Here is a 16838-nt window from a genome sequence, read left to right on the forward strand (position 1 = left end):
GGGTCTGGAAGAGTGAAGAAGAATGAAAAAAAATGCGATTCAGCTGACAGTGATTTTGCTTGTTTTTATGCTTTGTTTGTCTGCTTTCCGTTTGATTTGGACGGGTCTTTTTCAAGAGGAGGTACAGCCCGATATTCAAAATGGGATGCTTGATATCCAAACTTGGGATCTGGGAGAGGAAGAAACACTGGTTTTAGATGGAGAGTGGGAGTTTTATCCTTCCCGCTTTATTATGGATGAGAGCTCGGTGCAGGGGGAATCAGATATTATAGAAGTCCCCAGAGGATGGAATGATATACTAGGTTCTTCCTTTGGATATGGAAGCTACCGGCTGCAAATAAAAGTGGATCGTGATGCAGAACAAAATTATGGGTTATACATACCAAGTATTCGCAGTTCATCGGAGATCTATGTGAACGGAAGGAAACTGGCATCATCTGGGGAGATAGCTGCAGCAGAAGAACAATATACTGCAAAAAATTTACCGCAGAGAATCGTTTTTACAGCAGATGAAGAAGGTATTATCGATATCGTTATTCAAGCAGCCAACTATAAAGATATCAGGAGCAGCGGTATTATCCGTTCTGTGAGATTCGGGACAGAGCAGGCTATCTCAAGCGGAACGCAGCTGTCCAGTTATTTTCAAATCAGCATCATTGTTATCTTTTTAATTCATGCAGTATATACCTTCATTTTATATCTGATCGGAAATCGGGATAAGTATCTATTGTATTTTTCTATATTAATGTTCTGCATGATTATGACATCTCTTTTAAGTAATGGAGATAAATTGATTCACCAGTTTTTCAATATATCTTATGATTTCGATTTTCGCATAGCGAACACCTTGCTTCTGCTGGGATGTTATGCTTTGCTGCAATGTACAAATCATCTGGAGCTGCCATATTGGAAAAGGATATTTCCTTTTTATAAATGGAGTATATTTGCCATGATGGGAATAACCTTATTTTTATCTATACCGCAGATTCTATTTTTATTTCCTGTTTATTATCTATTTGCTTTCATAGCTATTATCGTTACCTTCTGTTCTGTAGTCCGGCTGTATAGACAGAATCCTGCAACGAATATGTTCCTTGTACTTAGTTTCTTTGCTGTCGTTCATCATTATATATGGGATTTAACATGGAGGGAACAAAGTGTTTATTTAACGTTTTATCCATTTGATCTGATTGTTGCGGTCGTATGCTATATCATTGTCTGGTTTAAAGGGTATTTTCAAATGCATGAAGAAACAAAAGAATTGGCGTCCAGCTTACAACGGATGAATCAAGAAAAAGATCAATTTCTGGCGAATACTTCTCATGAGTTCCGCAATCCTTTAAATAGTATCATGCTGCTTTCTAAGGCTGTCATGGACAGGGAAGAAGCAGTATTGTCAAAGCGGAGTGTAAGTGAACTTCATACGGTATTGAACGTCGGAAAGCGAATGAACCTTTTATTAACAGATTTGCTGGAAGCGAGGAATTTAAATCGTACGAAACCGCGTTTGAACAAGCAGGCGGTTGCTCTGGAGCCTATTGCAACCGGCGTCCTGGACTTGCTGCAGCTTTCATCAGATATGAAGCAGCTGCAAATGGTCAATAAGATACCAAAGGAATTTCCAGCAGTTTATGCGGACGAAAATCGCGTCACGCAGATTTTATTTAATTTAGCAGGAAACGCTGTTAAATATACGAATCAGGGAGAAGTAATTATATCTGCAGCAAAAAAAGAAAAATATGCGGAAATCCATGTAACAGATACTGGTATCGGAATCAGTGAAGAAATGCAAAAACGGTTGTTTCTTCCTTATGAACAGGATAATGCAACAAGTGGGATGCAGGAAGGCGGGTTCGGGCTGGGATTAAGTATTACGAAACAGCTGGTTGAGCTTCATGGAGGCAGGGTTTGGGTCTCCTCGAAAGAAGGGGAGGGAACAACCTTTACGTTTACTTTAGAATTAGCCTCTCCGCAATCAGCTGTACAGCTCTCCAATCAGACGAAACAGACGGATGTCAAGTATTCAGAGAAGATAGAAGCTGAATTAGCACCATTACATGACGGCCAGACTCCGGCAGTTTTACTGGTTGATGATAATCCGGCGAGTTTATTAGCATTAAACTCCATTTTGTCAGAAGATGCATACGATACGATGACGGTGACCAGTGCAAAGCAAGCGCTCGAAGAACTGAAGAAGCGGGATTGGGACTTAGTCATTTCCGATATTATGATGCCGGAAATATCAGGCTATAAATTTACCGGTATGATTAGAGAGCGTTATACCCTGACAGAACTCCCTGTCCTGCTGCTGACCGGAGGAAATGCTGACATTCAGGCGGCCTTCTTGGCGGGAGCAAATGATTATATTACCAAACCTGTGGAGCCTATAGAGCTGAAAGCCCGGATGGACTCTTTAATCACAATGAAGCGTGTTGCTGAGCAGCAATTACAATTAGAAACAGCCTGGCTGCAGGCTCAAATACAACCGCATTTCTTGTTTAATACACTGAATTCGATTATGGCCTTGAGTGAGTGGGATGTAGAGGCAATGCGCAGGCTTCTCGATGAACTCAGCAATTTCTTGAGAAGTAAATTTCGGTTTCAGCAAATGAAGGACTTGATACCTTTAGAAGAAGAATTAAACATTGTTCGTTCTTATCTATTTATTGAGCAAGTCCGTTTTGGGGAAGCCTTGCAGGTGAAATGGAAGCTGGACGAACAAGAAGGAGTCAATGTGCCTTTCCTATCGATCCAGCCATTAGTGGAGAATGCGGTCCAGCATGGAATTAGAAACGGACAGGGAAAAGGAACGGTGACTATAAGCTTTCAAAAAAATTCTTCCCGCTCCAAAGCAGTGATTACCGTTGCGGATGACGGGGCAGGAATAGAAGAAGCAGACATTCCTGACATTTTAAAAGGAGAATCGGATAGCGAATCAGGGGTAGGTGTATTAAACGTAGAAAAAAGATTGCATCAGCATTACGGAAAGGGATTAACCATTATCAGTACTGTGAATAAAGGAACGAGCGTATCCTTTGAAATAGATATATAAAGTGAAACTATATGCAGTGAACGAATCGTACCATTATATTATCCTGATTCTCATTTCAAGTCTTCTCCAAGCTTGAAGCGGCAGGTAACCCCCATCCATTGCAATATAGATAAACAAAACTTCATTTTGCGGCGGAGCCCCCGTCTGCTTAAAATGGAGTTTTATTTATTTGCAAAGGAATGATATTGAAAAAGATAGGCACTGCCTTCTTCAAGGACAACTAGCCGGTTGAAGTTTTATTCGTTCATTATCATGCGTCAGATTTTGAAAAAAGCTGAATTTACAATAAAAAAGTATCTATTCCATTTAACACCAATACAAAATTCCTTTAAAAAGCAATTATGAATCGTATAACATGACATTATGGAATATTAAAAAATTAAATGATTGGAATAAATCACATTCGTGAAAGGCAACGAAAGTATGGAGTAAAAAGCAGGTATTTGTATAGAATTTGTATAGATAAAATCAGATAGCTGTTATTTATCATCATGTATCCTTGAATTATATGTATGTTAGAAATACTAAAGATAACTAATCAGGGGGAGATTCTATGCTTCAAATTGCTATTATTGATGACGAACCTTTGGCATTACAATATTTGGATTTACTGTTGCGTAAAATAGAAGGAGTACATATTTCAGGGAAGTATATGGACCCTGAGGACTTGATTTATCATATTCAGACAGAACACATAGACGCTGTATTTATAGATATACATATGCCCGCCATGAAAGGTACAGATTTAGCGGAGCAGCTGATAAATATCAAGCCCTCTTTACATATAGTTTTTGTTACAGCATATGATGACTATGCGATTAAAGCGTTTGAATTAAATGCAGTAGATTACATATTAAAGCCTGTAAAACAGGAGCGTTTAACCATAACTATACAGCGGATAATGGAAAGGAAGATGGCAGAACAGAATAGCGTACCTGAAAATCAGGCGACCGTCATTAAGGATTTAGGAGCTTTGCAAATATATCAAGGGAAGGAGAGGATCGATGTAAAATGGAGAACGTCCAAAGCAAAAGAATTATTTGCTTATTTTATTCATCATCATGAGGATACTATCCGGAAAAGTGAATTGATTGATTTGCTGTGGAGTAACCTACCCTGGGAGAAAGCGAATGCTCAGTTGTATACAACGGTATATCAGATTAGAAAGGTTATGCAGCAAATAGATGCACCGATTAAAATTATCAGTCAAAAAGAATTTTATCAAATTGATATCGATGATGATGTACAGATTCAATCGCGTGAATTTAAGTTTGCAGCGTATGATTTATTAAAAAAAGAAAACATAAATACCGAGCAGTACTTCAAGGTGCTGGATGTGTATCAAGACGAGTACTTTGCCGGCCTTGACTATCTTTGGGCTGTGCACGAGAGGAACATACTGAGAGATTTATGGCTGGAGCTTATCATTCGATTAGCAGCGTACTTACATCGTTATGAGAAGTCGTCGTCCTATAATATGTCGAAGTTAAAAGAGTTAACCGATTTTGATGCAGAGGCAGCAGAGATTGTAAAAGAGAAATCATGGATTTAAGGTTAAGGATGGCCATGAAAAAAAGAGTTGATATCAATGAAACAAGATAATATCCGAACGGCGATTTTTGTGATTCTCTGTATGATCAGTTTGTCTGCTTTGCGTCTGATTTGGGCAGGTTTATTTCAAGAAAATATAACTCCTGATATTCAAGAAGGAAAGCTTGATTTAAGATCATGGGAAATAGAAGAAGGGCAATCAATATTGCTGGATGGGGTGTGGGATTTTTACCCATCGCAGTTTTTGATGCAGGAGGATGCCTCCACTGTTGAAGCGCCGGAAGCAATTCAAGTGCCTCATGGCTGGGAGAATAATCTGGGTTCTCCTTTTGGTTATGGAACTTACAGGCTGCAAGTAAGAGTACAGCCGGAGGATGACCGGAATTTTAAATTATACGTCCCAAACATCCGTACATCATCGGAAATCTACGTGAATGGGCAGAAAGTAGCGGAGACGGGCCGATTGGCGGAAACGGAAGCCGCGTATGTTGCGGATATTATGCCTAAAACAGTGACTTTTAAAGCGGACGAAGAGGGCAATATAGATGTTGTGATTCAAGCTGCCAATTTTATCGACAGCAGAGATGGCGGTATTTACCTCTCACTTCGGTTTGGGACAGATGAAACGATTACGAGAGAAGTACAGCTCACAAACTATTCACAAGTTGTCATTGCAGCTATTCTGTTCATGCATACGGTATACACATTGATTATTTATTTTATTGGGGGAAGAGATAAAAAAGTACTTTCTTTCTCGTTGCTGGCCTTTAGCTTGTTTTCGGGTTTTCTGTTTCATACTGGCGAGAAATTATTGCAGCAATTTTTTAATTTGAGTTATGAATTAGAGTATTGGATGATCCATACGGTGTATTTAATCATTTTTTATGCATTGGTTCAATGTACCGATCATCAAAAGCTGCCTTATTGGAATAAAATCTTTCCGTTTTTTAAATGGGGGATGGCCGTGTTGGCTGTGGTCACTATCTTTTTGTCGATGCCGCAAATTTTGGCGCTTCGTCCGCTTTATTATATATTTGGTATTGTTACGGCAATTGTTACCATTTCTTCAATTGTTTCAATGTATAAGACGAACCAAAAAGCTGCGTATTTTCTGGTATGCAGTTATGCTGCTATTACCAATCATGCGATATGGAATTTTATATGGAAAGGACAAAGTATTTATTTGACCTTTTATCCATTTGATCTGCTGATTTTTGTAACCTGCTATACGATTGTCTGGTTTCAGAGATATTTTCAAAAGCATAAGGAGACAAAGGATTTAGCAGAGAGATTGAAAAAAGTGAATGAGGAAAAAGATCAATTTCTGGCAAATACATCTCATGAATTCCGTAATCCGTTGAATAGTATATTATTGCTTTCCGAGGCGGTGCGGGACAGGGAAGAAACAAATTTGTCCAAACAGAGCATGACCGAATTGAACACTGTCTTGAACGTCGGGCAGCAAATGAATCTGCTGTTGTCAGATTTATTGGAGACCAGAAACTTACAGATTAATAAACCGAGATTAAACAGACAAGTGATTGCGTTAGAGTCGATTGTCACAGGAATTATCGATGCATTGCGTTTTTCATCCGATGTGAAGAGCCTGTCTATCGTTCATTTGATTCCAAAAGATTTTCCTCCTGTATATGCAGATGAAAATCGGGTGAAACAAATTTTATTTAATCTCGTAGATAATGCCATTAAGTATACCAATCAGGGGTCGATCAGGGTCTCTGCTTCTGTCAAAGATCATCAAGCAGAAATTCATGTGACAGATACAGGCATCGGAATCAGCGAGGAGATGCAGAAGAAGATTTTTCAGCCTTATGAACAGGGGCATCCGGAAAATGAAATGTCTGAAGGCGGTTTTGGATTAGGATTAAATATTACGAAACAGTTAGTAGAACTTCATGGCGGGAGAATTCAAGTTTCTTCTAAAAAAGGAGAAAAAACAACCTTTACATTCACGTTAGCACTGGCAGCGCAAGAAGCGGCAGCATGGACCTCTGAAAGCCAAATAGAAAAGCAGATGCCAAAAGAAGAAAGTGAACAAACAGTACAGCCAAATAGAAAAAACAATCAGATGCCGTCTGTCCTGATTGTCGATGATAATCCGGCAAGTTTATTGGCTTTAAAAGCGATTATTCCCGATGATGCATATCATCCGGTATTTGTTTCCAATGCTAAACAGGCTGTAGAGGAACTGAAAAAGCGGGAGTGGGATCTCGTTATTTCAGATATTATGATGCCGGAAATATCAGGATATGAGCTTGCCAGAATAATTCGGGAACGCTTTTCTCTGACAGAATTGCCCTTGCTGCTGCTTACCGGTGGAACGACAGGTATACAGGCCGCTTTTTTAGCTGGGGCAAATGATTACATTGGAAAGCCTGTTGAACCGGTTGAACTGAAAGCACGTATGGATTCTTTGGTAACACTGAAGCGTGTCGCCGAGAAGCAGGTACAGATGGAGACCTCTTGGCTGCAGGCACAGATACAGCCGCATTTTTTATTTAATACATTGAATTCTATTATGGCATTAAGCGAATTAGACGTAAGAGGAATGAGAATACTCCTGAACGAATTCAGTAATTTATTGAGAAGTAAATTTCAATTTCAGCATATGAAAGAGCTGGTCCCCTTGAAGGAAGAATTAAATATCGTCCGCTCCTATTTGTATATTGAACAGGTACGCTTTGGCGAAGCTTTACAGGTGAAGTGGGATCTGGAAGATGAAGAGGAGGTCTATGTTCCATTCCTTTCCATCCAGCCATTAGTGGAAAATGCGGTACAGCATGGTATTCGAAACAGACAGGGCAAAGGAACCGTCACCATCAGATGTATAAAAAATATCTCCCGTAACAAAGCAGTGATTACGGTGGAGGATGATGGGGCAGGTATAGAAGAAGCGGAAATGCAAACCATTTTAAACAGAGAATCTGACAGCAAATCAGGTATTGGGATTTTTAATGTGGATAAACGATTGCATCAGCATTTTGGGAAGGGACTGCAGATGATAAGCTCAAAGGAGAAAGGATTGAAAGTATTTTTTGAGGTGGACTTGCCTCCAACAGAATAGGATGAACCTTCATGAAACCTTCCTTTTATTAAGTGTTTTATCTGCTTAATAGAAGGGAGGTTCCTTTAGTTAGGTTCATACAGATATTGGAATATTTATGGATTATCAGGCTGTATAGAATTTGTATATATACATACTATTTTCTGAGTATACTCCGTAAGTTATGATAAAAATGACTACAAAAGCTCATTTCTAATATAACGGGATAAATTGAAATTTTACTTCATGAATACTAGAAAAATGGTACGGATTAGAGGATGAGTATGTAGTCAAATGAAACTTTAAAATGTTTCTGTCAGTTGGATAAGTTTAAGGCCAGAGCGTTTTCATGAATAGCAAGCATCTATTCATCTATTAGAACACGTTCTTTTATGCTTTTCAGCAGAACAGAAATCATTTTAAAGATACAGAGATATTAGGAGGTGTCGGTTTTCCCTATTCCAGCAGTGATTAAAAACTAAATAAAAAAGGAGGACTGGAATAATTGAAGAGAAGAGCAAAAAGAGCCAGTATATTTATGATTTTTCTTCTTGTTATGCAGTCCGTTGTAACAGGTATTGCACCTATTCAAACGGCATACGCGGAAGAAAACAAAAATGATACGTTTTTTGATTTTGAAAGCATTTCTGAAGGTTCTTTTTCCGAGGAAGATGATGGCTGGTTTCTACATATAGACTGGTCGCTTGCCGGTTATGATTTAGAGGATGTAAGTCAGCCTGTAGATTTTAATTCTCCTGCAGCACTAATAGAGCAGGAGGGCATAATATCTTCGGAAGGGGAAGAAGTGGAAATTGCCTCCTTTGAAACAACAGAGGATGTAATCCGTGTCACGTTTAATGAATCGGCACTGGAGCATTCAGAAGCTGAGGGTACATTGAAGCTGCAATTGCCTTTAGAAAAGGAAGAAGAAGTTGTGGAAGGAGAGGAAACCGCTGAGGAAGCTGTAGAAGAGGGGTCAACGGAAGAAGGAATCGAAGAAGCTGTGGAGGAAGAAGCAGCTGAAGAAGAAGGGACCGAGGGAGCTGTAGAGGAAGAAGCAGCTGAAGAAGGGACCGAAGAAGCTGTAGAGGAAGAAGCAGCTGAAGAAGAAGGGACCGAGGGAGCTGTAGAAGAGGGGTCAACGGAAGAAGGGACCGAGGAAGCTGTAGAGGAAGAAGCGGCTGAAGAAGAAGGAACCGAAGAAGCTGTAGAGGAAGAAGTAACTGAAGAAGAGGCCGAGGAAGCCGTAGAGGAGGAAACGGCTGAAGAAGAAAATATTGCGCCTTCTGCTGCATCGGAGGTTGGACCTCAGGCTGAGCTAGGGAATATCTTTACCTTTGAGTGGTTTAGACTAGGTGGTGAAGATGTTGAAGACGGTCATGAAGTTGATTTTGATGGAACTTATGAGGTTCAATATAGCTGGGAAACAGATGAAACCATTCAAGCTGGAGATACAGCATCTATGCCATTGCCAGATGTATTTCTACATTGGGTAAATACGCCAGATCAACCTATAATGGTAGAAGGTACCCAAGTAGGAACATTTACCATTAATGATGGTGAATTGATTTTTACATTCGATGAGAACATTGAGGATCAAAGTGTTCAAAATGGATACGTAGGTTTCCAATTAAATTTTGACCGAGAAATATTCACTGAGGAATGGGAGCAAGAGATTGATTTTGATGGCGATGGTGAAAGAGATTTAACTGTTCAAGTTACACCGACAGAAGTTAATACAGATTTAGATAAATCCGGTCGTACGGATAGCCCTGTCAATGCAAGAGAAGTTTATTGGACAGTTAATATTGTGAATGGTGCTGACGAGGCAATAGAGAATGGAATGCTGGCCGATGTTATTCCAAACGGTCTTGGCGAAGCACGTGATTTTGAAGTTAGAGAAATCACTATTGATGTGGATGGTAATGAGATCGTAGGAGATCCAATTGACGATTTTAACGCCCCAACTCTTACTGACGATGGATTTGAAATGACATTCGATTCTATCGATGGAAGAAGCGGCTATCAGGTCAAATATACAACATCAATTGAAGATATTAATGTAGCACAGTTCACCAATGATGCGACATTTGTAAGTGATAATATTGACTTGGAAGCACAAGCAACCGTTTCTGGAGGTGAAAGAAGTAATCCGATTCAGAAGGAAGGAAATCGAGTTGATTCAGAATCGGGTGATCAGATTGAATGGACCATTATCGTTAATGAAAATGGTATGTCTATTGATGATGCCAGGATTGAGGATCAATTACCAGATGGTTTAAAAATTGTTCCAGGATCTATTAATATCACTTTAAATGGTGAAGGTACTGATATTGAAGCAGATGATTTCCCAATCGAATTAGGTCAAGTAAGCCCGGATCAAACATATACAATCACTTACCTGACTGAAATTAATTGGTCAGAAGTTAATGAGGGTGAATACCAAGAGAATAATGGGTTCACAAATACAGCCATTCTTTTTGATGGTGATGAAGAATTGAACGATGATGATGCAACAGTTCAGTTCGATAGAGGTCCGATTCTTGAGAAAGTAGAAGCGGGCAATATTGATTATGAAAATCGTACAGTTACTTGGAAAGTTACTGTAAACAAAGCAAAACATCTATTGGGCGATGTTACCGTAACAGACCAATTGCCAGAGGGATTAACATTAACAAACATTACAATTACAGGTGAAAATGGTAATGAATTCCCTGGAGCGACTCATGATGAAGAAGATGGCTTATTAACAATTGATTTGCCAGATGTTGGTACGGAAACAATTACAATTGAATATACGACTAGTATTGATAATTTCAATAATGCGGATGCATTTACAAACACTGTAGGTATGGAAGGTGACGGTGTTGGTGAAGGTGGCGGAGATAGAGATGCTACAATCCGTCCGCATGCAAATACGTATCAAAAGAGTTTTGATGGAATTAACTATAATGAGAAAACAATTAATTGGCGTTTAAATGTCGATCCTACGAGAGAAGACATCAATGAAGGTTTTACCATTACTGATACCTTCACAAATGATGGGCTAATCTTATTGCCAGGGACAGTTGAAATTACTCTTGGTAATGAAAATCTTGTTTCAGGAGAAGATTATACACTTGCTCCAATTGAGGGTGGATACCAAAATGGCTTTACAATTGTATTCAACCGGGAAATAGAAAAAGCAGAATTAGTAGTGAACTATACTACTTCTTATGACGAGCAATTTGTGGATGAAGACGGAAATTCATTGATTCCTCATTCTAATGAAGATGAAGCTGGTCTTTATAGAAACCACGCACATTTTGGAGGAACAACGGAAAATAATCGTGAAATTAACGAAGAAGACGATGCTAGCCAACGTGTAATAGAAAACGCTTGGAATAGTGGCTTTAAAGAAGGGAATCTTGTTGATTCAGATAGTTGGTCCGATGCATCTGATAGAAGAATCGCTTGGCAAGTGTACTTTAACTATCATCAGCATAATCTTGGGGAAAATGTTTCAGTTACTGATACATTAGGTTATGACGGAGAAATCATTGAAGACAGTATCACAGTATCTGTTTATGAAGTAGATGCAGGTGGTAATACAACAATTACTGATACTGAATTAACTCTTAATGATGATTATACTGTAGAAGTTGAGGGTAATGAACTTACTGTTAACTTTAATGGTGAAGTAACTGAAAGATATGTCATTCAGTTTGAAACAAGAGTTCCAGACATTTCAGAAGAAAATTATGTAAACCATGCGGAAGTAACAACAGAAGAAGGAAAATATCCTTATTCTTCATCTGTGCATTATGACAGATGGGATAAAGTGTTGAATAAAGAAGTTCTGCCTGATGTAAGCGAAGTTTATATTGGTGAAGAACTTGAATGGAAAATCACTGCTAATGAAAGCCTTTCAAGAATAAGTGATGCAACACTTACAGATACAATTAGTGCTGGTCTGTCATTTGTAGAAGACAGCTTGACTATTGTTACAAGTAGTGGTGAAGAGATTGGTTATACGCTTGAAACAGAAACTACTGAAGATGGCCAAACAATTTTAAATATCTCTTTTGATGAGGATTTAACTGAAGCTCTAACAATCACTTATACCACTATCGTTATTGCCGAAAATGGGCAAACTGTTAATAATACAGTAGACCTTAAGGGTAAAGAAATTGAGACAGTAACGAGGGAAACAAACGAAATCTCAGCAAGACAATTTTCATGGGTTGGTGGAGAATTTCGAAAAGATCGTGGAGCTATCCAACTTTCTAAAGTTGATTCAGCTACTGAAGAAGTAATCAAATCTTCAGGAGCAACTTTTGAATTATATCGAGTTGTAAATGAAGAGAGAGTATTAATGGGCGAATTTACTACTGAGAATGGTATTTTAGAAGTAGGAAACTTATTCTTAGGAACCTATATCTTGGTAGAAATTGAATCACCAAATGGCTACGTGTTATCCGATAAAGAAATCGAAATTAATGTAGATGAGCCATATGGCAGCAATGAAAAAGTTTTTGAAGTTAATTTCGAAAACACCAAGGAAAAAATTAATGTAACAGGCACGAAAGAATGGCAAGGCGGCGAAAATCATCGCCCGGAATCCATTGAACTGCAATTATTCAGAAATGGAGAAGCATTTGGAGATCCGGTCACCTTGGAAGACGGTGAAACAGAATATACGTGGACGGACTTGGATAGAACTGATTCGGGCGGTAATGCGTACGACTATACGGTCGATGAAGTAACTGTCCCAGAAAACTATGAGAAATCTGTTTCCGAGGATGGATTAACGATTACAAATGAATTCGTATCTCCAACTACTGAAATTCCAGTGGAGAAAGCTTGGGAGGATGCGAACAACCAGGATGGCAATCGTCCGGAATCCGTTGAAATTGCATTATTTGCAAATGGCGAGGAAACCGATACAGAAAACGTTATTCTGAGTAATGAAAATGAATGGCAAGGTTCATTTACAGATTTACCGGAGCTGGATAATAGCGGAGATAAGATTAATTATACCGTCGCAGAAGTAAACGTACCGGAGCAGTATGAAAGTGATGTTTCCGGAGATGCAGAAAATGGATTTGTTATCACAAACAGCTATACACCAGGCAAGATAGATATCCCGGTAGAAAAAGTATGGGAAGATGCAAATAACCAGGATGGTGCCCGCCCAGATGCCATTATGGTACAGCTGTATGCAGATGGGGAAGCAAAATTTGGAGCTAAAAGAATTTTGAAAGAATCCAATAATTGGGAAGCTATCTTTACCGATTTAGATGAATATCAAAATGGAGAACGAATTAACTATACTGTTGTAGAGTCAAATATACCGGCTGGCTACGAAAGTACTGTTAGTGGAAGCACTGAAAATGGCTATACCATCACAAACAGTTACTCACCAGAAATGACGGATATTACAGTAGAAAAAGCATGGGAAGATGCCAACAATCAAGATGGAGCACGACCAGACAGCATTACGATTCATCTTTATGATGATCGTTCAAACGTTGTGGCAACGGAAGAAATAACAGCTGATAACGATGGGAATTGGTCACATGTTTTTGAGAATTTACCAAAATATCGTGACGGCGTAGAAATTGCGTACAGCGTGGCAGAGGATACAGTAGAAGATTATTCCACTACTATTTCCAATAATGGTAACGGAACATTTACTGTAACGAATGAACATACGCCAGAGCAGACTTCTGTTACCGTCAATAAATTCTGGAATGATGCAAATAATCAGGATGGACAGCGACCGGACAGTATTCGCGTTCAATTGCTTGCAGACGGAGAAGCCTTAGGAAATGAGGTGCTCATCACAGCAGCAGATAAGTGGTCCTATACATGGTCTGGATTAGATGCGAATCGCGATGGCGGAGAACCTATTGATTATACAGTGGAGGAAGTCGATGTTCCAGCAGGATATGAGTCAGATATAAATGACGAAAATCACGGAGCAATTTCGATTACCAACAGCTATGAGCCAGAATTGATTGATATTCCAGTTTCAAAAGTATGGGAAGATGCCAATAATCAAGATGGCAACAGACCAGAGAGTATTACGCTTCGTGTTATCAATGGAAAGTCTGAAATTGTTCAGACAGCAGAAGTAACTGCAGATGAAAATGGAGAATGGTCTCATGTATTTGAAGGATTACCGAAATATGATAATGGGAAAGTAATCCAATACCGTATTACAGAAGATGCCATCGAAGGCTACGGGGCAACTGCTGTAAAACAAGCAGATGGATTTGTCATTACCAACAGCTACACGCCAGAACAAACATCATTGACTGTTATGAAAGGATGGGAGGACGGCAATAACCAAGATGGCGTCCGGCCGGAACATGTAACCGTTCAATTATTCGCTGATGGAGAACCTGTTAACAAACCTGTTCGTTTATCATCAGAAAATGATTGGACGCATACTTGGACAGAATTAGATGTTTATCAAGACGGTGGTCAAGTAATCAACTATACGGCAGAAGAAACAAATGTCCCGGAAGGTTATGAGGAGCCAACGGTAGAAAAAGTTAATGGAAACGTGTTGATTACAAACAACCGTACACCAGATACAGTTGAAATCCCTGTTACCAAAGAATGGGATGATGCAGAGAATCAGGATGGCGTCCGCCCGGACAGCGTGACTGTAAATGTCATCAATGATGCATCGGAAATTGTTGGAACAGCTGAATTGAATGAAGAAAACGGTTGGACCCATTCGTTTGAAGATTTGCCGAAAAATCGTAATGGAGAAGAAATTGGATATCGTGTGACGGAAGATTCCGTTACGGAGTATTCAACCGAACTGGAAACCGGAGATGACGGCAATGTGACTGTCACTAATGCTTACACGCCAGAACTAACATCGGTTACTGTTTCAAAAGGATGGAACGACAACGATAACCAAGACGGTATTCGCCCTGAACAGATTGAGGTTCAATTGTATGCAGGGGAAAATGAAGTTGGCGATACGGTTATTCTGTCTGCAGAAAATGACTGGATGCATACATGGTCTGAACTGGATGCATACCAAAATGGCGGCGAAGAAATTAATTACACCGTAGAAGAAGTATCTGTGCCAGAAGGCTATGAAGTCTCTGTCAATGATGCCGACCATGGAAATATCCTGTTAACCAACCATCATGAACCGGAACAAACCAGTGTTCCTGTTTCTAAAGCTTGGGAAGATGCGGAAAACCAGGATGGCATTCGCCCGGCATCCATTACAGTGAGTTTACTTGCTGATGGGGAAGAAATAGATTCCATCGAATTGAATGAATCAAATAACTGGCAAGCAGATTTTACGGGCTTGGATAAATTTAAAAACGGTGAATTAATCGAGTATACGGTGGAAGAAGCAGCTGTTGACGGTTATGAGGGTGAAACAGCTGGAAATGCGGAGGATGGCTACGTCATTACGAATACGCATGAGCCAGAGTTGGTTGATTTAGAAGGAACCAAAACCTGGGATGACGCTGATAACCAAGACGGCAAACGTCCAGAATCCATTACAGTTCATTTATTAGCAAATGGTGAGGAAGTAGAAGATGCAGAAGTGACAGAGGAATCAGATTGGAGCTATGCATTTACAGACTTGCCGAGATTTGAGAATGGAGAAGAAATTAACTATACCATTCAAGAAGATAATGTAGAAGATTATTCTACAGAGATTACTGGTATGGATATTACTAATAGTTATACACCAGGAAAAACAAGCATCAATGTTATCAAACATTGGGAAGATGCAAACAATCAAGATGGTATTCGTCCAGAATCCATTACAGTGAAATTAATCGCTGACGGTGAAGAAACAGAAAAAGAAGCGGTATTAAGCGCTGATAACAATTGGCAGGCTGACTTTACTGATTTAGACGAATACAATAATGGAGAGCTGATTGACTATACAGTGGAAGAAGCAGCTGTTGATGGTTATGAAGCGGAAACAGCCGGAAATGCAGAAAATGGCTATGTCATTACGAACACGCATGAACCGGAACGGATTGATGTAAAAGGAACCAAAATCTGGGATGACAATAATTATACGGATCAACGCCCAGATTCCATCACTGTTAACTTGTTAGCAGACGGAGAAAAAGTGAATTCAGCAGAAGTCACTGCGGACATGGATTGGACATTTGAGTTTACAAATATGCCTAAATTTGCAGCTGGAACAGAGGTTACTTATACTGTTCAAGAAGCAGCTGTTAACGGATATGTAACGGATAATGTAGAAGGAAATGCGGCAGATGGGTTCACCATCACCAATCGTCCGGCGAAAGTAAGTGTAGGAGATTATGTATGGATTGATGTGAACAAAGATGGATTACAAGATGAAACGGATATTCCGCTTAAAGGAGTCGTCTTAACGATTGAAGATGAGGAAGGAAATCCAGTAACAGATGTTTATGGAAATCCTGTAGGACCAGTTACTACAGATGAAAATGGATATTATATCTTTGAAAATTTGCCAATCGATAAAACGTACATTGTACGAATTGACCGGGAAGCATCTGCAGAAGCCTTGAAAGGGTATGTACCAACCTTGGAAGAAGCAGGAAATGATAATTCCATTGATTCATCTACATGGTTTGCGGTATCTCGTCACTTAACAGAAGACGGAGAGCATGACCCAACATTAGATTTTGGTTTTGTGAAAGCAGAATCAGAAGAACCAACAGACCCTGAAACACCAGGAGAGCCGGGAGAAGAGCCGACAGACCCTGAAACACCAGGAGAGCCGGGAGAAGAGCCGACAGATCCTGAAACACCAGGAGAGCCGGGAGAAGAACCGACAGACCCTGAAACACCAGGAGAGCCGGAAGAAGAACCGGCAGACCCTGAGACTCCAGGCAACCCAGGAGAAGAGCCAACCGATTCAGAAAGTCCAGAAGAACCAGAGGCAGAAGCAACAGACTCTGGTGAAGCAACCGCTGATGGAAAAGGCAAAACAGATGGAGATGCTGTTGAAAAAGCAGGAGATCCTAAAGTTGGAGAAGGTGCTGAGACCGGTAAAGGTGATGATGGAGAAACCTTGCCAGGCACAGCAACATCCATGTTCAACTTATTGCTTATCAGCTTAGGTTTACTGGCGGCCGGTGCAATTCTAATGATTGTATACCGTCTTCGTAATCGTTCATCTCACTAGATAGAACGGATTTAATTAAA

Annotated in this window: 4 protein-coding genes; all 4 read left to right on the plus strand. The window is 39.7% G+C overall.

The window, feature by feature from the left end:
- Positions 1-22: 22 nt before the first annotated feature.
- The 4 genes from MKX55_RS08775 to MKX55_RS08790 all read left to right on the plus strand — a co-directional run bounded on the left by MKX55_RS08775 (position 23) and on the right by MKX55_RS08790 (position 16818).
- Positions 23-3052, plus strand: coding sequence for an ATP-binding protein (locus MKX55_RS08775; protein ID WP_339184109.1), 3030 nt, complete (start codon positions 23-25; stop codon positions 3050-3052).
- A gap of 553 nt (positions 3053-3605) precedes the next feature.
- Positions 3606-4604, plus strand: coding sequence for a response regulator (locus MKX55_RS08780; protein WP_339184111.1), 999 nt, complete (start codon positions 3606-3608; stop codon positions 4602-4604).
- Positions 4605-4640: 36 nt separating this feature from the next.
- Entirely contained in the window at positions 4641-7685 is a 3045-nt protein-coding gene (locus MKX55_RS08785; protein ID WP_339184112.1) for an ATP-binding protein, read from the plus strand.
- A gap of 484 nt (positions 7686-8169) precedes the next feature.
- Entirely contained in the window at positions 8170-16818 is an 8649-nt protein-coding gene (locus tag MKX55_RS08790) for a Cna B-type domain-containing protein (RefSeq protein WP_339237648.1), read from the plus strand.
- Positions 16819-16838 lie beyond the last annotated feature (20 nt).

This window comes from Oceanobacillus sp. FSL W7-1281 (genome assembly GCF_037969835.1).
GTDB classification, from domain to species: domain Bacteria; phylum Bacillota; class Bacilli; order Bacillales; family Amphibacillaceae; genus Oceanobacillus; species Oceanobacillus oncorhynchi.

What these genes read in the sequence shown, in the direction of transcription:
- MKX55_RS08775 (WP_339184109.1), top strand. Translation starts at nt 23, where the DNA reads ATGAAAAAAAATGCGATTCAGCTGACAGTGATTTTGCTTGTTTTTATG.
- MKX55_RS08785 (WP_339184112.1), top strand. Translation starts at nt 4,641, where the DNA reads ATGAAACAAGATAATATCCGAACGGCGATTTTTGTGATTCTCTGTATG.
- MKX55_RS08780 (WP_339184111.1), top strand. Translation starts at nt 3,606, where the DNA reads ATGCTTCAAATTGCTATTATTGATGACGAACCTTTGGCATTACAATAT.